The following is a 23,893-nucleotide window of genomic DNA, read 5'->3' as shown; positions in this document are numbered from 1 at the left end:
GCCTGACGGCGCTTTTTTTTTCTTATAGGTATTAGGCTGTTTTACGTAAATCTTTACGCAGGATTTTACCTACGTTTGATTTTGGCAATTCATCCATAAACTCGACATAACGTGGACGTTTATAACCGGTCAGGTTTTCTTTAGCGAATGCTAAAACTTCTTCTGTGGTTAAAGACGGATCTTTTTTCACGACAAACAGTTTTGGCACTTCACCTGATTTTTCATCAGGCACACCAATCGCAGCCACTTCCAGTACTTTTGGATGAGTTGCTACAACTTCTTCAATCTCAGATGGGTAGACGTTAAAACCAGACACTAGAATCATGTCTTTCTTACGGTCTACAATTTTCACATAACCACGTGAATCCATGACACCGATATCACCGGTACGGAAGAAGCCATTCACCATGACTTTTTCAGTTTCATCCGGACGGTTCCAATAGCCTTTCATGACCTGAGGACCACGGATTGAAATTTCACCTTGCTCACCCAGTGGAACTTCATTGCCTTCATCATCCAGAATAGCCACTTCAGTCAATGGTAATGGAATACCAATAGTGCCACTGAATTCTTCAGACGCAGGTGGGTTTGCTGTTGCCACCGGAGAAGTTTCAGACAAACCATAGCCTTCAACGATATTGGTTCCGGTAACTTTCTTCCATGCTGCTGCAGTAGAAGGAAGTACCGCCATACCGCCGCCCATCGCCATTTTCAGTTTACTATGATCAAGTTGCTTAAACTCTTCATTGTTTACCAGCGCATTGAAAAGTGTGTTCACTGCCGGGAAGAAAGTCGGCTGGTATTTACGTAGCTCTTTCATCACCGCAGGTAAATCACGCGGGTTTGGAATCAGAACATTCGCCTGACCTTTGTACATACCGTAAAGTGCGCATACCATGAATGCAAAGATATGATAAAGCGGCAAAGCACAGAAAATACGGTCATCTGGCTGACCATCTTGCGCACCAAATTTACTCTGGAAGATGCCGTCACACTGCAGCATGTTCGCAACCAGGTTACGATGTGTCAGTTCAGCGCCTTTAGATACGCCTGTGGTACCACCTGTGTATTGAAGAACTGCTGTATCGCTAAGGGTCAATTCAGGGCGTTTATAGTTACTTGGATTAACTTTAGATAACGCCGCATTAAATCTCACATGGCCTGGAATATCCCAAGCTGGAATTTGCTTGCGCACAGAACGCAAGACAAAATTTACCAACGTTCCTTTCAAGGCACCCAGCATGTCACCGACAGAAGCGACCACGACATGCTTCACTGGTGTTTTACCAATAATCGCTTGATAAACAGAAGCAAAGTTTTCAATAATCACCAGTACTTCAGCACCTGAGTCATTCAATTGATGCTCAAGTTCACGCGATGTGTAGAGTGGATTCACGTTGACCAATACCAAACCTGCGCGGAACACCCCAAGTGCCACAACCGGATACTGAAGAACGTTTGGCATCATCACTGCCACACGTGAACCTTTTGCCAACCCCAAGCTTTGTAGATAAGTTGCAAACTTACGGCTCGCCTCTTCCAGTTCATTGAAAGTCATTGCCTTATCCATAAAGATAAAGGCATCACGCGAGCCGAATTTTTGGAAATTACGCTCAAAAATATCTACTAGAGAAGTATTTTCTGCTGGTAATTCTACTGTTTCTGGAATCCCTGTTTTTTGGTATTCAGCAAACCAAATTTTTTCCATAATGGCCATCTCTCCAATCATAATCCTTAGTATTTCAACTGTTTTTTTCAATATCACACGCCATTTTTAGACTTGTATATGTGCGATATTGCATCCATCTTGTTGAATCGTTGTTCATATATAACGTATTTCGCAGGATGGATGCTAGTCTTATCTTTGAATCAACAGTTTATTTGCTTTTTGATATCCGCGTGGTAAAAGCTGTCCTTTTGCACCGCGCTTGCCGATATATTTGCGCAAATCATCCCCTTTTAATTTTAACTGCTGTTGTCCTGCAAGCACTTGAATTATTTCATCAAGCTTCAATAGTGTCATGGACAAAATTTGATCACCATCTTCAAGTTGTATCAATTTATTTCCTTTACCTTTGTTCAATACAGGTAATTCTGCTAAATCGACAATCAACAGACGTCCTGCTGAACTGAGCAGTGCAACATGTGTAGCATCTTCGAGCGGCTGCAGGTTCATGACCTCTGCCCCTTCAGATAAATTCAGGAAAGCTTTTCCGGCTTTGGCACTGGTATCCAGCTGCTTGGCCTGGGTTTTAAAGCCATAGCCTTTGTTGCTTGCTGCTAGAATTTCAGTTTCATCCTCTGCCACCAGAACCTGTTTAAAACCTACCCCGCTGCCTGGAGACAGTTTTGAACTGAGCGGTTCGCCCAGACCACGCGCAGACGGCAACGTATTGATGGCCAAGGCATAGCTACGCCCAGTGTCATCTAATACATAAACGCGTTGGTTGGATTTGCCCTGTGCATGACTCAAGTACTGATCACCGGCACGGAAATTCAGATTTTCTGCATCGACTTCATGACCTTTGGCACAGCGAATCCAGCCAGCTTCTGATAACACCACTGTTACAGGATCGGCCGGCAACATTTCATTTTCATTAATTGCCGCCGCTTCAGCGCGCTGCACGATTGGCGAACGGCGATCATCACCAAATTTCTTGGCATCGTCTTTCAGTTCAGCAATGATCAGGTTTTTTAAAGATTCTGGATTGGCCAGTTGTTCACGAATTACTGCCGCTTTTGCTTCCAGTTCTTCCTGCTCACGGCGCATTTCCATTTCTTCAAGCTTGGCTAAATGACGCAATTTTAGTTCTAGAATCGCTTCGGCCTGAATCTCGTCAATATTAAAACGCTGCATCAAAACTGGTTTTGGCTGATCTTCTTCACGAATAATCTGAATCACTTCGTCAATATTCAGATAAGCAATGATCAGACCGCCGAGAATATGTAGGCGTTTTTCGATCTTGTTCAGATGATATTGCAGACGGCGTGTTACCGTGGTTTTACGGATTTCAATCCATTCCAGCAAAATACGACGAATTGATTTCACCTGTGGACGGCCATCGGCACCAATCATGTTCATATTGACACGATAACTGGATTCCAGATCGGTGGTGGCAAACAAGTGACTCATCACCGATTCGGCATCAATACGATTCGAACGCAGGACAATAACCAAACGGGTGGGATTGGCATGATCCGATTCATCCCGTACATCGCTGACCAAAGGCAGTTTCTTGGCCTGCATCTGATCGGCAATCTGAGTGATGATTTTGGAACCTGACACCTGATACGGTAGTTCCGTGATAATAATTTCGTTTTTATCGACGCTATAGACCGCACGCATGCGATAACTGCCACGACCTGTGGTCTGAATTTTTAACAGCTCAGCAGGCGGGGTGATAATTTCGGCTTTGGTCGGCAAGTCTGGCGCAGGAATATATTCTGCGATTTTTTCATCGGTCAGGTTCGGATTACGAATTAGCGCAATCGTCCCTTTGACCACTTCACGCAGGTTATGCGGTGGAATGTCTGTGGCCATACCGACAGCAATACCAGTGGTGCCATTCAGCAAGATGTTCGGTACACGGGCTGGCAAATTCACCGGTTCTTTCATCGAACCATCAAAGTTGTCCTGCCATTCACAGGTGCCCTGACCCAGCTCAGACAGTAATAGTTCACTGTACTGGGAAAGCTTGGCTTCGGTATAACGCATCGCTGCGAAAGACTTTGGATCATCGGGTGAACCCCAGTTGCCCTGTCCCTCAATAAACGGGTAACGATAACTAAAGGGCTGTGCCATCAGCACCATGGCTTCATAACAGGCCGAGTCACCATGCGGATGGTATTTACCCAATACGTCACCAACAGTACGTGCCGATTTCTTCGGTTTGCTGGTCCATTTCAGGCCCAGCTCACTCATGGCATAGACAATCCGGCGCTGTACCGGTTTCAGGCCATCGCTAATATGAGGGAGTGCCCGATCCATAATCACGTACATGGCGTAATTCAGATAAGCTTGTTCGGTAAATTCTGCTACGGAGCGGTTTTCTGTCGCATGATGCGCAAGGCTTGTCATAACAACCTATAGTCCTAAATAATTCGTTTTTGTATCAATGTTTCTTATGCTAAGTCGTGGCTGTAGATGAAACAAGGGCATCAAATCGTTCAGCGCGACAATTTGTGTCTTATGGCCTAAAAATATCCACTTTATAGGCCCTAAGCAACTAAAAAATCATTCCCTTTATAAGCCCATCGATTCGAGGGTCTTGCCTTTGGTTTCTTCACCCAAGACCAGAATCACAATCGCGACAGCGACCAGAACTGCCGTAAACATGGTAAAGACATAGCTAAAGCCATTCGGCATACCCATCAGATGGGTTACAGCAAAAGGTGCCGCGATACCGCCAATCCGGCCAACAGCCCCGGCCCAGCCTGAACCAAAGGCACGGATATTGGTCGGATATTGTTCCGGCGTATAAGTATAGAGTACGCCCCAGGCGCCCAGATTAAAGAAGGACATCAGACAGCCCCAAATCACGATTTCAGTAACACTACCCGACTGGCCAAAGAAATAGGCCGAGATCGCGCACATGCCAATAAAACCGGCCAGAGTCGGCTTACGACCGAGTTTTTCAACCAGCCATGCCGCCACCAGATAACCGGGCAACTGCGCCAGAATCATAATCAGCACATATTCAAATGACTGTACGATGCTATAGCCTTCTTTGACCAGTAAGCTTGGCAACCAGGTAAAAATGCCATAATAAGAGAAAATAATACCGAACCAGATCAGCCAGAGCATGAGCGTACGGCGCGCAAAGATACCCGACCATAGCTGGGAAAATGAAATATGCTGCTTCTCTGCGACTGGTTTCACTTCAAAAATTTCATAGACTTGAACGCCACATTGACGCTCAATCTTTTTGACCAGTGCCGAAGCTTCCTCTATACGACCACGGTTAATCAGGAAAGGAATAGATTCCGGCACCATTTTCCAGATCACGATGGCATACAGTGCAGGCAGACCACCGATCATGAAAGCGGTTTGCCAGCCAAAATCAGGAATGACAAAGCGCGATACTAAAGCTGCAACTAACCAGCCCAGCCCCCAGAAGCTTTCCAGCAAGACAATAAAACGGCCACGCACATGTGCAGGAATATATTCACTGACCAGCGTTACGGCCACGGGTAACTGACCACCCAAGCCTAAACCAACGATAAAACGGAATACCAGCAGCCAGGTCAGATTCGGTGCAAAAGCACAAGCTGCAGTGGCCAGGCTATAAATGACCAGGGTCGCAGCAAAGACAGTTTTACGGCCAAAACGGTCTGCCAGACCACCTGAACAAATCGCCCCGATCGCCATGCCAACAAAACCGATGGATACCACCCAGCTTTTCTGATCGGCAGTCATCTGCCAGTCTTCAGCCATTTTTGCCAGGATAAAGGAAATCAATCCGGTATCCATGGCATCAAACATCCAGCCCAGCCCAATCACCACCAGCAAGGTATAGTGAAACTTACCAATCGGTAAGCGTTGTATGCGAGAAACTAAATCCATAACAAAAATCTCTGATCAGGTGGAACGGGAGATGCTGCTTTCTCAACAGGTGGGCTACTTTATATTTTTTATACTACGAATTGTGCCAAATACGGTTATTTTTATTACCGCATGCAACAAGATTAACCCTCAGGATTCGTCTTTGGAGGATGCCGAGTGTTCATCATCTTCTTTATAAATGAATTTTGGCATTTCCAGACCAAAATAGATGGCGATCAGACGTAAGCTAAAACCAAAAATCAGGGTAGAAATAATCGTCAGATCCTGCGACAAGCCGTAGTGGCTACAGAGCCAGTAAAAGATCACTGAAACAAAGGCAATACTGGCATACAGTTCACGGCGGAACACCAGCGGCACGTCATTACATAAAATGTCACGCAAAATCCCGCCAGACACTCCGGTCAAAACACCCGCGACGGCGCTGACCACAAAACCATGTCCCATTTCCAGGGCAATCTGGCAGCCAATAATGGTAAAGCCAATGAGGCCCAAGGCATCCAGCACCAGGAAGACATTACGTAACTGTCGCATCCATTTGGCAATCAGGATAGTGACGAAGGCTGCGCAACAGGTCAGCACCAGATATTCGGGATGTTTGACCCAGGTCAAGGGATAATGTCCAAGCAGAACATCGCGGACCGAACCACCACCCAGTGCAGTAACACAGGCAATAATCATCACGCCAAACCAGTCCATGCTGCGCCGGCCAGCGGACAGTGCACCGGTCATGGCTTCAGCGGTAATTGCAATAATATAGATGACGGTCAGTAACATCGCCCTGCTTCCACCTGAGGCTTTGAGATGGCGGCTATTCTAAGCTAAATCTGTGTGAAAGTTATAAGAATCCGGCACAACATTGCTTAAATTTTTTCCCCGAGCCACAAATACAGGCCTGTTTCATGGTGATGCTCTGGTCTGTAGTCGGATCCAGGAAATACCAGCGACCTTCAAACTTCACAAAATGCGAAGCTTCATGATGCACCTGTGCCTGCTTGCCATCATGATAATGTGCCTTAAACTCGACTAAGGCATGATTTTTATCTATTTTTTCATTGGCTTGAACAATTTCAACTTTTAACCACTGATTGGCTTTACTCCAATCACTAATCGCTTGCAGGTCCAGCGCCTGTTGCTGACCCAGCGCAGTCGTGGTTTTGATATAATCGATTTCATGCTTGGCGAAGGCACTGTAACGGGAACGCATGAGTTGCTGTGCAGTCTCTGCGATCTGTTTTCCTGCATGCAGCGGCTGACAACAGCTGTGATATTCGCCTTGTCCACATGGACATGCTTCTGACATTTTAGTTCCATAAAAATAGCCCGACAATGCGGGCTATTTTAGCAAACTTTAAAGACCAAACATGACTAGAGTCTAGTCCTGTGCAGGAAGCTGCGGAATGATATGCACTTTGTCGATCTTATGACCGTCCATGGTGACGACCTCAAAGATATGCCCGTCTGCTTCAAACTTTTCACCGCTATGCGGTAAACGTGCCATATGGAATAACACATAGCCAGACAAGGTTGAATATTCTTCGGTTTCATTGACCAGATCACGATCCAGCAGCAACGAAACATGACGAATATCAGTGGAACCATCCAGAATCAGGCTGCCATCTTCCAGGCTTTCTGCGGCAGCTTGCAGCTCATCTTCATCCGGAAATTCACCGGCAATTGCTTCAAGGATATCAATTGGCGTGACAATCCCTTCAATCGAACCATATTCATTCAGGACAATCGCCATTTGCAATGGAGCCTGACGCAATTGCTCCATCACCATCAGTACCTGGGCATTTTCATGCACGATCACCGGTTCACGTAAGTGCTTTTCAAAATCCAGCACCCCGGTTTCAATGTATTCATTCAGGACTTTATGGGTCAGTACCACCCCGGCAATATTGTCCAGTTCACCACGTGCAACGATCAGACGTGAATGACTCATCTGCAATAACTGTTCTTTGATACTGTCAGCATCATTGTCCAGATCAATCCATTCTAGCTCAGGACGCGGTGTCATCACTGATTTGACCGGACGTTCAGACAGACCCAGTACGCCCTGTACCATGACACTATGATAGATGCCATTGTCATCATTAAAGACTTCATCGGCAAAGGCACGGGTTGCCAGAACATCTTCCGGTTCAGAAGAATCATTGTCCTGAGCAGGTTTACCACCCAGCATCCGCATCACTGCTGAAGCAGTACGGTAGCGCATATCCGTAGTAGTCACCATTTTTTCCTGATTGCGTTTCATGGTCTGGTTAATAAATTCGACAATCACCGAGAAACCAATCGCAGCATACAGATAGCCTTTCGGAATATGGAAACCGAAGCCTTCGACCACCAGCGAGAAACCGATCATCATCAGGAAGCCCAGACACAGAATCACTACGGTCGGATGCCTGTTGACGAAATCCATCAGGGCTTTGGATGCCCAGAGCATAATCCCGATGGCAATAATCACGGCAATCATCATGACTGACAGGTCTTTAACCATGCCAACCGCAGTAATCACACTGTCCAATGAGAAAACGGCATCCAGCACCACGATCTGGACAATCACCATCCAGAATACTGCATGGACCGGATTTTCTTCTTTGATGACCGGTTTGGCTTCCAGACGCTCATGCAGTTCCATGGTGCCTTTAAACAGCAGGAACACCCCACCAAACAATAGAATCAGATCTCGACCTGAGAAAGCATGATCAAAGATGTGGAATAGTGGATCAGTGAGGGTCACTACCCAGGCAATCGAGGCCAGTAAGATCAAACGCATCAGCAGGGCCAGCATTAAGCCGACAATCCGCGCCGTATTACGCTGTTCTGGTGGCAGTTTCTCCGCCAAAATGGCAATAAAAACCAGATTGTCGATCCCGAGTACAATCTCAAGAACAATTAATGTGAGTAAACCGACCCAGGCTGAAGGATCCGACATCCATTCAAAGATCATACGCTTGGCTCCTGAAACTCAGGACTGCAGCATTGAATGAACCGAGACTGTAATGAAACAGCATAATATTTTTGATATTGAACAATACCAATTACTTGACGGCGATTTATAGAGTTACACGGCCAACTACCACTACCCATTTTCGTTCTATTGTTGTGAAACCAATTTTTAGTATAGCAAGATCAAATCGAAATTCACCCTTTTTCATGGCTGTTTATCGATGAATTTTGCCTGGCTGTAATGCAGTGAAAATGCAGCTGCTCACAGAATTGTCATATTTATTAATTAAGCTAGAGTCACAAGAAAGAAAAATGATAAGGTGAAGAAAATAAATGCAAAGCGTAATTCAAATGACAGATTATTTTAAAGACAACTCCCCAAAAACAACTCGCCCTCTAGTGGCACTCTATTGTGGTTCACGTGCAGGCAACAAACCGGTTTATTTAGAAAAAGCCATTCATCTCTCGCAAGGACTGGCAGAACATGGTTTCGGACTGGTCTATGGTGGCGCCAGTATCGGCCTGATGGGACAGGTCGCGGATGCCATGATCCAGCACGGCGGTGAAGCCGTTGGGGTGATTCCCGAATTTATGCTGGATTATGAAATTGCCCATAACCAGCTCACTGAATTACATGTGGTGACCAGCATGCATCAACGCAAGGCTATGATGGCTGAGCGGGCCTGTGCCTTTGTAGCACTACCGGGTGGACTGGGCACGTTTGAGGAAATTCTGGAAATTGCCACCTGGGGGCAGCTGAACCAGCACCAGAAACCGATGATGCTGTATAACGTGAATGGTTTCTATGATGCCTTGATTGCACAGCTGGACCGTGCGGTCGAAGATGGTTTTTTACCGCCACAGCATCGCGCCAAACTGATCATTTGCGAACACGAAGAAGAAATTTATACAACTTTAACCAATTTAGGCCATCCGCAAAGATTTGTGGTTTAAACCGTTCCAATTAAGAAAAAAGCGAGCACCTGGCTCGCTTTTTTATTGGATTTTTAATATCAGGACTTATTGACCATAATTCGTCACAAAGTCATAAAACATCGGCAAAGTTGTTGCCAGAATGACCGACATGGCCAGACCGAACATCAGTTTCATGGCATCTGCACTGACATTACGTGAAGTACGATGTTTGTTGACTTCATCCAGAATCATCGACATGGCAAATTCACGACCTGCGAGTAATCCCAGGAATACCCAGGTGGTACTCATTGGAATGTTGCTCCACTCTTTAAAAACTAACAGGATAATGGCATACATGAAGTCGATAATCGTTGCAGCACGAATGTCGGTCACACCGGTTTTGGTGTCGACAATGTTTTGGATAGCCCCGCCACGTTGATACAGAATCACACCCAGCAAGACTACGAATACCGTAATCGCAAACATCAGGAATTCAAACGGCACCTGACGTGGCACATACACGAAGATGTTAGCCAGATCCTGAATCAGCCATTGGCTCCACAGGAAACCGGTAGAGACCCATTGCAAGCCCATCCAGACCTTGGAGTGTTCCTGATGACGTGTCTTGGCAAAATGGCGTGCCAGCTGCTTGACCACAAAACGATAGATGACAATCGCCACAATAAAGGCCACGGCGTAGCCCATCATCGATTTGACCATCATCGAGCCTAAGCTGGCAGGAGAGAAAATCGTAAGCACCAGGAAGGTGGTACTGACTGGAATCCCGTATCTGGTTAGTAGTAACAGGAGAATTGGCGGCACAATATACAGCCAGGTAATACCACCTTCAGGGAAAGGAATCGTTTCTAAACGACCGTATGAGGCATCACCCACCCCAGATGCATACCAACCATAGACCAATACGACAATTAAAATTGAGCTGATATAAATCCACAACACCCACCATGGGCGATGTGAATTCGAAGAAATAAATGTCCCTAGGGTTTGAGGTACATCATTTCCGACAATAGAGTAAGCGGCTAAACAAAAGCCGATCACCATCAAAATCTCGATTGTCATAAAAACAAACCTATACGCGAGGAGATTTCAGCATTGCTGAAAAGTTGGCCCAAGATTATGACGGTTTTATTTCATTTTAATGACAAAAATGTCATATATGCGGTCACCTTACAAAAAAGAGCACCGAAGTGCCCTGAGTCTAAAAGCTTTTGGTTACTTGAGATTTAATTGATAAATCGTGGTGCTGCCACTGACTTCATGGCCGACCACCAAGAGTGGTTTCTTATTCGGGGAGTCTTTGGCGGGGATAAATACCAAACCTTCCGGTCCTAAATCACCGGCTTGTCCCATTTCAATCTGCGCTGTGGTTGCTTTAAAATCACGTGAATTAATATATTGCACGAAGATTGGTGATGCAGGTGTAGACACATCATAGACCATGATGCCACCGACACGCTCCAGCCCAATAAAGGCAAAGGTTTTTTGACCAATCTGCCCCAAGGCCACCCCTTCAGGTTCCGGCCCTTTATTGTCACTGCGATTATCCAGTCCGGCTTCTTCATGATTAAAGTTGAAAATCTCAGGATGATGTTTGGCAATATACTGCTCAAACTGATCGCCCGAATCCCATACCAGTTCTAAACCGGTCTGCTGATCATTTTCCACCCAGATACTGACCGAGCGTGTACCAAAGCTATATAAATGATCATAGACCAGATTGCCCCGTTCATTCAGTTTGGCTGTACCATCGGCATTTTTTTGATAGCCTTCGGTCCACGTAATATTTAAACGGCCCAACAGATGATCTTCACGGCAGTCTTTGGCATCCCCTACAATAGCACCGCAGTAGGCAAAGTTAGTTGGATTGAGTTCTGCACCTTTGGCCAATACCCGAAGATGAGCTGGTAAATCATCACCCAGACGGCGGTCAAAGCCTTTAGCATGCACCAAGTGTTTCACCCGCCATTCTTCTACAAAGCCTTGGCTGGTATCGTTATTGAAATATGCAGGATTGTTTTCACCCCAGGCACGGGCATCGCCTTCATTGGCAGACACAATATAGGTTTTACCCGCGACCTCGAAACTTGCAATCGCATCTGGCATATATAAGCCACGGACATTGGCCCAAGTTTGAATATCGATTTTGCCTTTACCCTCGACACCATCCGCATCGCTGACATCCATACCATGACCCTTCATGCCATGATCTTTAAAGCCAAATGGATAAACAGCGAGCACCTTGGCAGAAGCCACATCAATTTTGGCCAAGGCATTGTTTTCCTGTAAGGCAACCCAAGCAGTTTTTCCATCTTTTGAAACAGTGATGTACTCAGGTTCAAAATCCTGAGCTGTGCTGGCCTTTGGTCCGAAAATGCGGATGCCCTGTTCACGCAATGCTGCTTCCCATCCATTAAAGGCCTTAAAGTCTGCTGTACGAACGATCGGGGCTTTTAAATTGGCCAGACTAATGACAGACACTGAACCTTCTGGATCGACCTGATAATCATCAGAAGGCTCGCCTTCATTGGCCACCAGCAAGCTTTGACCATCCGGTGTGAAAGTCAACATGTCCGGCAAGGCACCCACCTGTACGTGGGCCAGCTTACTCAGGTCTTTGGCCTGATATAAGGCCACATAGCCAGGATCGGTTTTCACAGCAGCCTGAATCGCAATGGCGACAATGCCATTATGTACCGCGACACTGTTGACCTCAGCCTCTGGCGCAATGTCATCGACCGTGATAGATGTTATTTTTTTCGGCTGATCAGGTTGACTTAAATCCAGTACATCCAATACGCCTTCTTTGGCATTGACCACGAATAGGCGTTGACTCTCGGCATCAAAGGCCGGAATTTCTGCTGCACTTTGCGCAAACATACCCGATTCATAAGCAGCTAATTTGCTTAACTCGATCGAGTTCGGTGTAGCCTCGACGATTGGAACCGGTGTTTCATTTTCATTCTCACTTCCACATGCCACCATCCCCACAGCCAGCATGGCCACTATCAAAGACTTTAATTTTAATTTCATTTTTTTGTTGATCTATCATGAAGAATTCGTGACCAATTTATAACCAGAGCATTGCAGTGCCATGACAGATCGGTTGCAGTTCCTTGACACAACACTGCTATAAAAGTTGAAACGCTTTATATACGACAGACTCGGCTGATTCCTTTAAACTATTAAAAATTTTCAGTTTTCCAGAATTATGAATGCCACGCCTACGCATCAAGCCTTAGATCCCGAGTTTAGATTGTTGGTCTTGTTGGTCTCGATTGGCTTTTTCATGCAGGGGCTGGATACCACCATTATTAATACCGCCTTACCTGCAATTGCCCAAAATTTGCAGGAAGATCCGCTACGCATGCACAGTGTGGTCGTGGCTTATGTGCTGTCTGTGGCGGCCTGCATTCCCTTAAGTGGCTGGCTGGCAGACCGGTTCGGGGTCAGAAATACCTATTTTGCTGCGATTATTATTTTCTCTTTGGCCTCTTTGGGCTGTGCCTGGTCAAGTAGCCTGAATGAATTATTGGTGTACCGGATCTTTCAAGGGATCGGTGGTGCATTATTGCTACCGGTCGGCCGTTTGGCGATGCTGAAGATCATTCCCCGTACCCAATTTCTGGCCGCCATGAGTCTGATGAGTCTGGCCGGTCTGATTGGTCCGTTGATTGGCCCGACCCTAGGTGGCTGGATGGTCGAATATCTGTCCTGGCACTGGATTTTCCTGATCAATCTGCCGATTGGCTTGCTGGGCGCACTGATTACCTTTAAGGCCATGCCGAATGTACTTGAACCTACAGTCGCCCATTTTGATTATTGGGGCTTTATCTTGCTGGTCGTGGCCATGGTGGGCCTCTGTCTCGGAATTGAAAATTTTGCCAGTCCACACAACTCGCTGTGGTGGAGCCTCAGCCTGATTCTGGCCGGTTTATTGGCCACCCTGATTTATGCCTATCATTCACATACGCATAGCAACGCGCTGTTTCGCAGCCAGCTGTTTAAAAATAAAATTTATGCGATTGGCATTTTGGGTAATTTCTTTGCCCGTCTCGGCGGCAACTCGATTCCGTTTTTATTGCCTCTGATGTTGCAAGTCGCATTCGGTTTTGAACCTTTTATTACCGGTTTATTGATGATTCCGACTGTGCTCGGTTCGCTGGCCTCCAAACCGATTATCCGCAACATCATTCAGCGTTTTGGCTATCGCCGTGTCTTGCTGGTCAATACTTTGCTGGTGGGTCTGTGTATTGCCAGTTTTGCCCTAACCACAGCGGAAACCCCTATCTGGCTCCGTGCGATTCATTTCTTTATCTTCGGCATTTTAAATTCACTGCAATTCGTGTCGATGAATACCCTGACCTTAAAGGACTTAAGCCAGCAGGATGCCAGTAGCGGCAACAGTTTCCTGTCGATGATCATGATGCTGTCGATGAGTATCGGGGTGGCACTGGCAGGAACACTGGTGAACATGCTGAGTGCCTATTACGGCGCCGACAATCTGGTGGCTGCTTTTCATGTGTCACTGATCTGTTTAGGCTGCATCAATATTATTGCGGCCTATATTTTCTGGCATATTCCTAAAAATACCCCGGTTTGATGCGCTATATTCACTTTGGGCTGATTGTAAGTTTTAGGCTAAATCACATATAGGCAAGGACTGAAAATGCAAAAAAATCAGGCTCCGAACAGAGTTCATAAATCGCTCTTGATTGGGCTGGGCATACTGATCACTGTGATTACGATCGCCATGGTTTATCTGTGCCTGATGAAAGCACCGTCTGCCCATGCAGCCGATTATCCTATTCAGGGTTTTGATGTATCGCATCATCAAAAAGAGATTCAGTGGCAGCAGATTTCGCCTGAAAAATACCGTTTTGTTTATCTGAAAGCCACTGAAGGCGGCGACTTTAAAGATACCCGTTTTCAGGAAAATTGGTTGAAAGCACGTGAACGCGGCTTTTTGGTCGGTGCCTATCATTTTTACCGGCTCTGCCGCGATGGCAGCATTCAAGCCCAGAATTTTATTGACTCCGTACCCAATAAACCGGATGCCTTACCGCCAGTAATTGATCTGGAATATGACAGCAAATGCATCAATACCTATTCTAAAGAGCAGCTTTTAAACGAAATTCAGGTGATGCACGATGCCCTGAAAAAGCATTATGGCAAGCAGCCGATTTTCTATATTTCTAAAGCTTTTTATAATATTGTACTGGCAGGACACTTTCCTAACGTACCACTCTGGGTACGTGAATACAAAGGTCTGCCTGATTTAAAAGATCAGCCTAAATGGACGTTTTGGCAACATACCAGTCAGGGGAAAATTCCCGGTATTACCACACCGGTAGACCTGAATGTTTTTTATGGCTCAGAACAGCAATGGCTGGATTTTCTCAAAAAGAATGCAATTGTAGTACCTTCATCTGAGAATAAAGCGAAATAAAGCTAATCGCCTGAAAACAAGTTCTTTATAAAAACAACAAGGAAATAAAAAGATTGAAATGGATAAAAGGCATTTTACTCGGTCTGGTGATTCTACTCCTACTCATCGCGGGTATGCTGGCTTATCTGTTGCAAGCTTCGGGCAAGGTTAGTGACTTTAAAGCGTGGCAGCCGCAAACCGGTATATCCGTTCACGGGCTTACAGTCAAATTTTTTGGTGTGTCCACCCTGTTACTCGATGATGGCCACGATCAGATCCTGATCGATGGTTTCTTTAGCCGGCCATCTTTGCGGCAAGTAATTACTCGACCTATTCAAAGTGATAAGCTGCTCTTAGAACAACTGGTACAATGCCATGAATTGAGCCGAACCCAAGCCATTCTGGTCAGTCATTCTCATTATGATCATGTTCTGGATGTCCCGGCTTTACTAGAGATGCTTCCCGAAACTGCTGTGGTCGGTTCGCCGAGCACCCTGAATATCGCCCGGGCAAATCCCAAAGTTACTCCACAGCAATTACAGCCGATTAAGCCTGGGCAAGTACAGCAATGGGGACATTTCCAGACCACGGCAATTCCCTCACAACATACCCCGCCCACAGCGATAAATGATGATTTAGGCGAAGAGCTGCTGCGGCCTTTAACTCTTCCGGCTAAATTTTCCGAATTTAAGGAAGGTGGCAGTTTCGACTACCTGATTGAGCATGCAGGACATAAAATTCTGGTCAAGGCCAGTACCGGATTTATTCCAGAGCAATTGCAGCATCTGAAAGTCGACACCCTGTTTTTAGGCATTGCCCAGCTTTCCAGACAATCCGATGCCTATCAGCAGCAATATCTGGCTTAAACCCTGAACCTCCTCAAGCTCAAAGTGGTGATTCCGGTGCATTGGGATGATTTTTTTCAGCCGTTAAACCAGCCGCTGCAATTTTTACCCCGTCTTGCCGATGACACTCCAAAAAGTTTGCAACTTCTGATTCAGGCTGCCGAGACACAAGGGACAAAAGTCATTCTGCTCAGCGGACCGCAACCCTATTTACTCAACTCAGCCTTCGCTTCCCAATCCGATTAAAGCCCCTTAAGATAGCGAACATGCGCAAAATTATTCATCTCGATATGGATGCGTTTTATGCCTCGGTTGAGCTGCGTGAACGTCCAGAACTGAAAGACTTACCTGTGGTGATAGCCTCGCATCATCCTCGGGCGGTGGTCGCGGCTGCCTCCTATCCGGCACGGGTTTATGGCCTGCGTTCTGCCATGTCCATGGGGCAGGCGCGCAAACTGTGTCCTCAAGTTATCGTGATTGAGCCAGATTTTGCCAAATACCGGCAGGTATCGGCACAGATTCATCAGATCTTCCAACAATATACTTCCCTGATTGAACCACTGTCTCTAGATGAAGCCTTTCTGGATGTCACAGAAAATTTAAAACAAATCCCAAGTGCTACCGAAGTCGCCATGCGAATTCGCGAGGATATTTTTCAAGCCACCGGATTAACTGCTTCTGCTGGTGTAGCGCCCAACAAGTTTCTCGCTAAAATTGCTTCGGACTGGCACAAACCGAATGGCATCTGTGTGATTAAGCCGTCACAAGTACAGCGTTTTATCCAGGATTTGCCACTGAAAAAAATTCCCGGCGTCGGAAAAGTCACTCAGGAAAAACTGAAAAGCCTGAATCTAGAAACTTTAGGCGATTTACAGCAAATTGATGAAGCCTTGCTGATTCAGCATTTTGGCAAATATGGCCGGCGGCTATTTTTGTATGCTCAAGGCATTGATGAACGACCGGTTGAGGTGGAACGGGAGCGCCAGCAAATTTCCAAAGAAACCACTTTTGATGATGACCTTCATCTAAACCAATGTCGCCCCTATTGGGAACCTTTACTTGGACAAGTATGGCAAAGCCTGCAAAAGAAACAGCTTTCGGCTCGCGGCGTTACGGTCAAATTAAAACTCAAGAACTTTCAGGTGATGCAACACAGTAAAAGTTTTAAACAGGTGCTGCGTAGCCCACAGGAATTAGCCCAAGCCTTGGACTTACTGCTCGACGACCTGCATATTGCTCCGCAGATGCAATTTCGGCTGATCGGCGTCGGCGTGTATCAGCTCAGCGTCCCCGAAACTGAAACCCAGTTATTGCTACTCTAAACCTTTTTTGATCATGTTTTAGGCATCAGTTTAAAAATACGGCAACTTTGTTTTTACATTTTGATTTTTTAGAGTACTCTATCTGCGCAATGCATTATCCATGTATGTGCCGAGATGCTGAAAATCACCTTTACTTTCAGCATGATGTCCTGTGATTAGCGTGACGATCAAATCCGAATATTACAGGGCAACTCTGATGTAACTCATGGAATCCCCTCCTGCATGTCTTCTGTAAATTCTTCTATTGTTCAAGAACAACGCGCACGTAAAGCTGCGTTATCTAGTTTTGTTGGTGCTGTTGTCGATTGGTATGATTTTCTCCTTTACGGCATTGTTGCAGCCTTAATTTTTAAAGATCAGTTTTTCCCCAGTATTGGCGAGAATATGGGCACCCTGGCGGCACTAGCCACATTCGGGGTCGGCTTCCTGTTTCGTCCATTAGGTGGTGTGGTATTTGGTCACTTTGGTGACAAGCTCGGCCGCAAGAAAATGCTGGTACTTACGGTAGTCCTGATGGGAATTTCCACGGTCGGGATTGGTTTGCTGCCAAATTTTGAAGCGATTGGCTGGTGGGCACCGGTACTGCTGGTGTTTTTTCGGGCCTTGCAAGGCTTTGCTGTCGGTGGTGAATGGGGCGGTGCAGCACTCATGGCCGTAGAAAATGCGCCAAAAGGAAAAAAGGCCTTTTACAGCAGTGGCGTTCAGGTCGGTTACGGCGTCGGTCTGGTTCTGGCGACCGGTGCAGTCTCCATTATTATTGCGACACTGGGTGAAGAAGCTTTTGCGGACTGGGCATGGCGTATTCCCTTTTTAGCCAGTATCGTGTTGATCGGCATTGCCATGTGGATTCGCCGTGATCAGGATGAATCTCAGGAATTTGTAGAAAAGGTGGTGAAAGCTGATCATCAACCAGAAAAGCTGCCGATCTTGCAAGCGATTAGCAAACATCCAAAAGCTTTCTTTTATATCATTGCCTTACGTCTGACTGAATTGCTGACCATGTATCTGGTTACCAACTTTGCCCTGAACTATTCCACCAGTAACCTGGGCATGGACAAACAGTTCTTTCTGAATATCACCCTGATGGTCGGGGCCATTAGCTGTTTCAGTATTCCCTTCTTTGCCTGGCTGGCGGATAAATTCAATCATCAGAAAATGTGTGTCTGGGGTGGTTTGATTGGTGCGCTTTCAGCCTTTCCATTCTTTATGGCGCTCGATGCACAAAACACCTGGATGATTATCATGGGGGCAATTTTACTGGCGAACGTCGCACACGATATGGTGGTCAGTGTCCATCAACCGATTTTCACCTCCCTGTTTGGCACAGAATACCGCTACAGCGGTGCCGGAGTTGGCTATCAGGTGGCGAGCATCATTGGGGGTGGTTTTACCCCATTTATTGCAGCGGCACTGGTGATTTGGGCGGATGGTTCATGGCATTATGTAGCCATCTATCTGGCGGTGGGTTGTCTGCTGACTGCACTGGTCGCAGCCCTGATGCCCAAAACTCAGGATGAACAACATGACAGTTGAACGTTTACACGTCTCGAAACGCTTTTCGGAAATTGCTATTGCCGGTAATCTGGTGCATCTTGCCGGCCAGCTGGCCACAGATGTCGAACTGGATATTAAAGGGCAAACCCAACAGACTTTAGATATTATTGACCAGTTTCTGGCAGATGCCGGCACAGACAAAAGTCACATCATGTCGGTAACTATCTATTTGAAAGATATTGAAAAGGATTATGCAGCCTTCAATGAAGTCTGGGATGCCTGGGTCGCTGATATCGAAGCCCTGCCTCGTACCTGTGTCGAAGCAAAACTCTATGATCCACGGGTATTGGTCGAGCTGACCGTCGTGGCGGTTAAACCGGAATAATGTTTCAAGATCGATACTCATAAAAAAAAAGCATGCTTCTGGCATGCTTTTTTGTTTTAACCGACTGCTTTAATTTTACTGCGCTCTAAATCCGAATATAAATAATATTTTTTCAGATCATTGCTAACTGTATATTTGGGCATTTTCTGCATTTGCGCTTGCTCCTGCAAGAAGTCCTGGCGCAACTGATAATATTCCGGCACATCCTCGTAGCGAATCACCCGATAACCGGCCATGGTTAGTAATGCATCCTGAAAACCCGTCTGCTGGGGACGCTTTAAGATTAAGGGATCATCCACTCCCACCACGGCCAGAATCTGGTGCTGTTGGTCCAGAATTACAAAATCTGCAGTCAGGTTGCGGTACTTATGTCGAGTCCGGTTAAATTTAGTCGTCATTAAGGCATCATAGGAAACATGTGCCAGAATAATGTATTCAGGTAATACTTCTCTCAGGCGAGTGAAGGTCAATTGCTCATTCAGGTTAAAAATAGCACGCTGCTTTAACGCGCTGTCTTGTGGTTTGGAATTATTTCCGAGCTTTTTCCATGCCATGAGCACGACACAGAAGAGCAGGAAACTCCCAATCATAATATAGGTGGTCATGCCTAAATCCTTGCATTCTTATAATCATTTTTGTTTTATTGTTGTGCAGTATAAACCCACGCTTTATTTTAAATAGAGCTAACAACTAATCTGTTTAAATACCCATACAACTGGTATCAAAACTCGATTCTGTGTTACCTAAAGTGACATCTCTCTGGATGCCAATGAAAGTGGATTTAAAGTACTGATAATGCACTCTAAAACATCCATGGAATTGATCGCAATACATATCTGCCCAACTGTAGGACAATTCCGACAAAGTGTTATTTTTATATCACTTTTTTAAAGAACTTAATGCAAATAATATATTCTTTTACACTTTCAACGAACAAGCTCAGGCTACGTTACTTTACCCAAGAGCTAAAAAAAGACACCGAAGTGTCTTTTTATTAACTTAATTATGCACGTGATTTGGGCTTCGCTTTAGGCTTTGGCCCACCAAACGGTTTTTTGGCATCGCCTGTTTCACGCGGCGGCAAACCTGTGTGCTGGGTCAGAATTTGCCCACGTTCAGGACGTTTCTTGGTATTTGAAGGACGAGACTGAGCTTGTGCAGCCTTGCTACGATTCCCTTGCTCACCAGTACGTTTTTGCGAATCACCGGCAACCGTCGAGTTTTTCTTACGCGCCGATTGATACTGACCGTCTGCACTGCCTACAGGCTGATAAGTCGGAATCAAATGCTGTTTCGAGTTACCAATCAAATCCTGACGACCCATTTCTTTCAGGGCTTCACGCAGTAAAGGCCAGTTGTTTGAATCATGATAACGCAAGAAAGCTTTGTGCAAACGACGACGCTTCTCACCTTTCACAATGTCAACATTTTCAGTATAACGCGCCACTTTCGCCAGCGGGTTTTTACCCGTGTAATACATAGTAGTTGCAGTCGCCATCGGTGATGGATAGAAGGTCTGTACCTGATCGGCACGAAAACCATTCTTCTTCAACCAAATCGCCAGATTCATCATGTCGTAATCGGTGGTGCCCGGATGCGCCGCGATGAAGTAAGGAATCAAGTATTGTTCCTTACCGGCTTCTTTACTGTAACGATCAAACATTTGCTTGAAGCGGTCATAGGTACCAATACCCGGCTTCATCATTTTATTGAGTGGACCTTTCTCGGTATGTTCAGGCGCAATTTTTAAGTAACCACCGACATGATGGGTGACAAGTTCTTTGACATATTCAGGGTTTAAAACCGCAAGGTCATAACGTAGGCCTGAACCAATCAGAATTTTTTTAATGCCTGGTAAAGAACGTGCTTTACGATATAACTGCGTCAATGGCGCATGGTCGGTATGCAGGTTTTGGCACACGCCCGGGAATACACATGACGGTTTACGACAGTTCTTTTCAATCTCAGGATCTTTACATGCCAGACGGTACATATTGGCTGTTGGGCCACCCAGGTCCGAGATAATGCCAGTAAAGCCTGGAGCCGTATCACGGATTTTTTCCACTTCACGCAGAATTGATTCTTCAGAACGGTTCTGAATAATACGACCTTCATGTTCCGTAATTGAACAGAAGGTACAGCCACCAAAACAGCCACGCATGATATTCACAGAGAACTTGATCATGTCGAATGCCGGGAAACGTGCATTGCCATAAGCAGGGTGCGGCAGACGTGCATAAGGCAGGTCAAACACGTAATCCATTTCTTCGGTAGTCAACGGAATTGGCGGTGCATTCAACCAGACATCACGTTCACCATGCTTTTGCACCATGGCACGCGCATTCCCCGGATTGGTTTCCAGATGCAGAATACGGTTGGCATGTGCATAAAGCACTGGATCTGCAGCAACTTCTTCAAAAGCAGGCAAACGAATTACGGCCAATTCGCGCGGCGGCAACTTATGTTTAATCGCTTTAGAAGCCGGTTGCAGTTGCACAATTTGCGTATCAGGATCTAAGTCATCCCCTGCTCGCACAATCGGATTGGCTACATGTTCTTTTTGGAAACCTTGGTACTGGCTAGAATCCTTCCCTTGTTCAATCTCACAACCCTCGATATCTTCAGTCATGACATAAGGGTTAATAATTGGATCAACACGGCCAATCGCATCCACATCATTCGATGCAATTTCCACAAATTTGGCTTTAGAGGCACGGTTGTGTTTATTCACAATAAACGCTGTACCGCGAACATCAGTAATCTCGTGAATTTTCTCGCCACGCGCCAGACGATGCATAATTTCAGTGATTGAACGCTCACCATTACCGTACATCAAAAGATCGGCTTTCGAATCCATCAAGACTGAACGACGGACTTTGTCTGACCAGTAATCATAGTGTGCAATACGACGTAACGATGCTTCAATACCGCCGAGCAATACCGGTACATCTGGATAAGCTTCACGAACACGCTGACAATACACGGTTGCCGCACGGTCTGGACGTTTGTTTGGCTGGTTGTCTGGTGAATAGGCGTCATCAGAACGGATTTTACGGTCAGCCGTATAACGGTTGATCATAGAATCCATATTCCCTGCTGTTACACCCCAAGCAATATTCGGTTTACCCAGAACGCGGAACGCATCCACGCTGGTCCAGTCTGGCTGTGCAATAATGCCGACACGGAAGCCTTGTGCTTCTAGGGTACGGCCAATAATGCCTGAACAGAAAGATGGATGATCGATATAAGCATCGCCACAAACTAAAATAAAATCACAGCTGTCCCAGCCGAGTTGATCCATTTCCTCGCGTGACATCGGCAAAAATGGCGCAGGGTCAAAACAAGACGCCCAATATTTGTCGTAATCAAACAACGCTTTTGGCGCAGTCTGCATGGTATAAGCAGTAGACATGGCTAGCAATTCTCGGCTGGCAGATGGTAGGAGATCTAAAAATAAGATCAAAGATGAAAGCCGATTATTTTACCATGAATCAGCTCTAGCTTGCTTGATTATAATTTATACAAAATCAGAGACTAACTGAATCACGCTTTATTTATCACTTGAATCTAAAGTTTAAATATATCAAAAAAGAAATTTATTTTATTTATGAGGAGAAAAGCTTGGAAATAATCTCTAATTTGAACGGAGTTTTAAACTAAATGACAAACCAGTCAATAATAATGCGGCAATAAACACAGTTAATCCTATCCAGCCATAGTTCTCCCACACCAATCCGCTTGAGCTCCCCCACACACTTGAACCCAGGTAATAGCAAAATAAATACAGCGACGAACCGACTGCCCGATACTGTAAGGACTGGATCGACACCCAGCTACTGGCAGTCGAATGGGCAGCGAAAAAAGAAAAAGTAAAAATCAGCAATCCGATAAAAACAATAACCAACTGATTGATCAGCATCAGCGCCAAGCCCACAAGCATCATCAGGATCATGGCTGCCAATATATTGAATTTGCCATAATGCCGTCCCCAATGTGCTGCTCGAGGGGAGCTATAAATACCAGCCAAATAAGTAATTGAAATCACGCCAATCCAGACATGAGATAACTCAAATGGCGCTTGGATCAAGCGATAACTCAGATAATTAAATACCGAGACAAAGCAGCCCATCAAGATAAAACCTTGCAGGAATAAAACCCGAAGTTTCGGATCAGCCAGATTGTGTCTAAATGAGTTTTTAAAACGATTGAGCTTGATTGGATAGGCTTTAAAATGTTGCGAAGCGGGTAATAGGTAATAAAATAAGCCTGCAATACAGAGATTTAAAATACCAATCAACAAAGTAGCAGATTGCCAAGAGATAAAATCAACTAAAACTCCGGCAATTAAACGCCCTCCCATACCACCTATCGCTGTGCCAGAAATATATAAGCCCATGGCAAAACCGATATCTTTTTCTGCAATTTCTTCCCCGATATAAGTCATCGCGACCGCAGCGACACCACTGACTGTCAATCCAATCATTACTCGTGTGGTCAGAAACACGGACCAGATCGGCAATATTGCACTTAATAGTAATAATACTGAGACTGAAAATAGAGACCAGACCATAATCGGCTTACGACCAAATCGGTCCGAGATCAGCCCAGTAAAAATAAGACCAACTGCCAAGGCAATGGTAGAAAAAGATAAAGGGAAACTGCTTTGAGTCGGGCTGACCTGGAAATAATCAGCCAGAATCGGCATCATGGGCTGTACGCAATACAGTGATGAAAAAATGGCAAAGCCAGCAAGAAATAAGGAAAAAAGCACTGCTTTAAAAGCAGAAGAGCCATATTCAATATGGCTTGAAGATGAATTTGAGGACATATCCGCTCCATAGACCGGTTCAGTATACGCCTCTCAATTTTGTTTTTATGTGATGTTTCAGTCGAAATAGCACATAAACAACTGTTATTTGACTAAAATCCCACGCATAAAAAAAACACCCCCGGCCTTATGGTCGGGGGTGTTTA

The 23,893-nt window shown here is 45.6% G+C and carries 17 protein-coding genes and 1 pseudogene; 7 read left to right on the top strand and 11 right to left on the bottom strand.

Annotated elements, in window-relative coordinates:
* Nucleotides 1-31: 31 nt before the first annotated feature.
* The 6 genes from Q9R24_RS04225 to Q9R24_RS04200 form a co-directional block, all read right to left on the bottom strand.
* Nucleotides 32-1,708, bottom strand: coding sequence for a long-chain-fatty-acid--CoA ligase (locus Q9R24_RS04225; RefSeq protein WP_004644897.1), 1,677 nt, complete (start codon nucleotides 1,706-1,708; stop codon nucleotides 32-34).
* 150 nt (nucleotides 1,709-1,858) lie between these two features.
* Nucleotides 1,859-4,078 carry a DNA topoisomerase IV subunit A gene (gene parC / locus Q9R24_RS04220; protein WP_311203781.1) on the bottom strand — a complete coding sequence of 740 codons (2,220 nt, stop codon included), beginning with the start codon at nucleotides 4,076-4,078 and terminating at the stop codon, nucleotides 1,859-1,861.
* 165 nt (nucleotides 4,079-4,243) lie between these two features.
* Nucleotides 4,244-5,563 (bottom strand): MFS transporter, encoded by a 1,320-nt coding sequence (locus tag Q9R24_RS04215; protein WP_311203780.1) that lies wholly within the window; start codon nucleotides 5,561-5,563, stop codon nucleotides 4,244-4,246.
* A gap of 129 nt (nucleotides 5,564-5,692) precedes the next feature.
* The gene (locus tag Q9R24_RS04210) at nucleotides 5,693-6,337 is read right to left on the bottom strand and encodes a trimeric intracellular cation channel family protein (RefSeq protein WP_004732549.1); all 645 of its coding nucleotides are present in this window, start codon (nucleotides 6,335-6,337) and stop codon (nucleotides 5,693-5,695) included.
* A gap of 61 nt (nucleotides 6,338-6,398) precedes the next feature.
* A complete protein-coding gene (locus Q9R24_RS04205) occupies nucleotides 6,399-6,863 on the bottom strand; it encodes a YchJ family protein (RefSeq protein WP_311203779.1) in 465 nt (154 codons plus the stop codon).
* A 72-nt stretch (nucleotides 6,864-6,935) separates the two neighbouring features.
* On the bottom strand, nucleotides 6,936-8,513 hold the full coding sequence (locus tag Q9R24_RS04200; RefSeq protein ID WP_311203778.1) for a TerC family protein: 1,578 nt from the start codon (nucleotides 8,511-8,513) through the stop codon (nucleotides 6,936-6,938).
* 332 nt (nucleotides 8,514-8,845) lie between these two features.
* Here Q9R24_RS04200 and Q9R24_RS04195 point away from each other — a divergent pair, with 332 nt between their 5' ends.
* A complete protein-coding gene (locus tag Q9R24_RS04195; protein ID WP_004732555.1) occupies nucleotides 8,846-9,466 on the top strand; it encodes a TIGR00730 family Rossman fold protein in 621 nt (206 codons plus the stop codon).
* A 66-nt stretch (nucleotides 9,467-9,532) separates the two neighbouring features.
* Here Q9R24_RS04195 and Q9R24_RS04190 read toward each other — a convergent pair whose 3' ends face one another.
* Nucleotides 9,533-10,507 carry a hypothetical protein gene (locus Q9R24_RS04190; protein WP_005248449.1) on the bottom strand — a complete coding sequence of 325 codons (975 nt, stop codon included), beginning with the start codon at nucleotides 10,505-10,507 and terminating at the stop codon, nucleotides 9,533-9,535.
* Nucleotides 10,508-10,660: 153 nt separating this feature from the next.
* Nucleotides 10,661-12,478: a choice-of-anchor I family protein gene (locus Q9R24_RS04185; RefSeq protein WP_404976558.1), complete on the bottom strand. Its 1,818-nt coding sequence runs from the start codon at nucleotides 12,476-12,478 to the stop codon at nucleotides 10,661-10,663.
* Nucleotides 12,479-12,656: 178 nt separating this feature from the next.
* On the opposite strand from Q9R24_RS04185, the gene mdtD reads away from it, so the two are divergent.
* The 6 genes and pseudogenes from mdtD (at nucleotide 12,657) to Q9R24_RS04155 (ending at nucleotide 18,919) form a co-directional block, all read left to right on the top strand.
* Entirely contained in the window at nucleotides 12,657-14,048 is a 1,392-nt protein-coding gene (mdtD, locus tag Q9R24_RS04180) for a multidrug transporter subunit MdtD (protein ID WP_195725454.1), read from the top strand.
* Nucleotides 14,049-14,114: 66 nt separating this feature from the next.
* Nucleotides 14,115-14,894, top strand: a complete 780-nt coding sequence (locus tag Q9R24_RS04175; protein WP_004644887.1) for a GH25 family lysozyme — start codon at nucleotides 14,115-14,117, stop codon at nucleotides 14,892-14,894.
* A 53-nt stretch (nucleotides 14,895-14,947) separates the two neighbouring features.
* Nucleotides 14,948-15,964: pseudogene (locus Q9R24_RS04170) on the top strand (MBL fold metallo-hydrolase).
* 20 nt (nucleotides 15,965-15,984) lie between these two features.
* On the top strand, nucleotides 15,985-17,040 hold the full coding sequence (gene dinB, locus Q9R24_RS04165; RefSeq protein WP_005248454.1) for a DNA polymerase IV: 1,056 nt from the start codon (nucleotides 15,985-15,987) through the stop codon (nucleotides 17,038-17,040).
* A 222-nt stretch (nucleotides 17,041-17,262) separates the two neighbouring features.
* Nucleotides 17,263-18,573: a shikimate transporter gene (gene shiA, locus Q9R24_RS04160; protein WP_311203777.1), complete on the top strand. Its 1,311-nt coding sequence runs from the start codon at nucleotides 17,263-17,265 to the stop codon at nucleotides 18,571-18,573.
* Nucleotides 18,563-18,919, top strand: a complete 357-nt coding sequence (locus Q9R24_RS04155; protein ID WP_005101539.1) for a RidA family protein — start codon at nucleotides 18,563-18,565, stop codon at nucleotides 18,917-18,919. Before shiA ends, Q9R24_RS04155 begins: the two co-directional genes overlap by 11 nt.
* Nucleotides 18,920-18,975: 56 nt before the next feature.
* Here Q9R24_RS04155 and Q9R24_RS04150 read toward each other — a convergent pair whose 3' ends face one another.
* From Q9R24_RS04150 to Q9R24_RS04140, 3 genes are all read right to left on the bottom strand, one after another.
* Nucleotides 18,976-19,524 (bottom strand): DUF2726 domain-containing protein, encoded by a 549-nt coding sequence (locus tag Q9R24_RS04150; RefSeq protein WP_005108423.1) that lies wholly within the window; start codon nucleotides 19,522-19,524, stop codon nucleotides 18,976-18,978.
* Nucleotides 19,525-19,922: 398 nt separating this feature from the next.
* Entirely contained in the window at nucleotides 19,923-22,331 is a 2,409-nt protein-coding gene (locus tag Q9R24_RS04145) for a YgiQ family radical SAM protein (protein ID WP_004644879.1), read from the bottom strand.
* 222 nt (nucleotides 22,332-22,553) lie between these two features.
* Nucleotides 22,554-23,747, bottom strand: coding sequence for an MFS transporter (locus Q9R24_RS04140; RefSeq protein WP_071851097.1), 1,194 nt, complete (start codon nucleotides 23,745-23,747; stop codon nucleotides 22,554-22,556).
* Between the last annotated feature and the right edge of the window lie 146 nt (nucleotides 23,748-23,893).

The sequence above is a fragment of the Acinetobacter sp. RRD8 genome, from assembly GCF_031844225.1.
Classification (GTDB): Bacteria; Pseudomonadota; Gammaproteobacteria; order Pseudomonadales; family Moraxellaceae; genus Acinetobacter.
Note: the sequence above shows the minus strand (reverse complement) of the source record. Positions and strands in the feature narration are given on the sequence as shown.

Bases quoted from the DNA above. Each gene is read 5' to 3' on its own strand.
- Q9R24_RS04225 (WP_004644897.1), bottom strand. From the start codon at position 1,708: ATGGAAAAAATTTGGTTTGCTGAATACCAAAAAACAGGGATTCCAGAA.
- parC (WP_311203781.1), bottom strand. From the start codon at position 4,078: ATGACAAGCCTTGCGCATCATGCGACAGAAAACCGCTCCGTAGCAGAA.
- Q9R24_RS04215 (WP_311203780.1), bottom strand. From the start codon at position 5,563: ATGGATTTAGTTTCTCGCATACAACGCTTACCGATTGGTAAGTTTCAC.
- Q9R24_RS04210 (WP_004732549.1), bottom strand. From the start codon at position 6,337: ATGTTACTGACCGTCATCTATATTATTGCAATTACCGCTGAAGCCATG.
- Q9R24_RS04205 (WP_311203779.1), bottom strand. From the start codon at position 6,863: ATGTCAGAAGCATGTCCATGTGGACAAGGCGAATATCACAGCTGTTGT.
- Q9R24_RS04200 (WP_311203778.1), bottom strand. From the start codon at position 8,513: ATGATCTTTGAATGGATGTCGGATCCTTCAGCCTGGGTCGGTTTACTC.
- Q9R24_RS04195 (WP_004732555.1), top strand. From the start codon at position 8,846: ATGCAAAGCGTAATTCAAATGACAGATTATTTTAAAGACAACTCCCCA.
- Q9R24_RS04190 (WP_005248449.1), bottom strand. From the start codon at position 10,507: ATGACAATCGAGATTTTGATGGTGATCGGCTTTTGTTTAGCCGCTTAC.
- Q9R24_RS04185 (WP_404976558.1), bottom strand. From the start codon at position 12,478: ATGAAATTAAAATTAAAGTCTTTGATAGTGGCCATGCTGGCTGTGGGG.
- mdtD (WP_195725454.1), top strand. From the start codon at position 12,657: ATGAATGCCACGCCTACGCATCAAGCCTTAGATCCCGAGTTTAGATTG.
- Q9R24_RS04175 (WP_004644887.1), top strand. From the start codon at position 14,115: ATGCAAAAAAATCAGGCTCCGAACAGAGTTCATAAATCGCTCTTGATT.
- dinB (WP_005248454.1), top strand. From the start codon at position 15,985: ATGCGCAAAATTATTCATCTCGATATGGATGCGTTTTATGCCTCGGTT.
- shiA (WP_311203777.1), top strand. From the start codon at position 17,263: ATGTCTTCTGTAAATTCTTCTATTGTTCAAGAACAACGCGCACGTAAA.
- Q9R24_RS04155 (WP_005101539.1), top strand. From the start codon at position 18,563: ATGACAGTTGAACGTTTACACGTCTCGAAACGCTTTTCGGAAATTGCT.
- Q9R24_RS04150 (WP_005108423.1), bottom strand. From the start codon at position 19,524: ATGACCACCTATATTATGATTGGGAGTTTCCTGCTCTTCTGTGTCGTG.
- Q9R24_RS04145 (WP_004644879.1), bottom strand. From the start codon at position 22,331: ATGTCTACTGCTTATACCATGCAGACTGCGCCAAAAGCGTTGTTTGAT.
- Q9R24_RS04140 (WP_071851097.1), bottom strand. From the start codon at position 23,747: ATGTCCTCAAATTCATCTTCAAGCCATATTGAATATGGCTCTTCTGCT.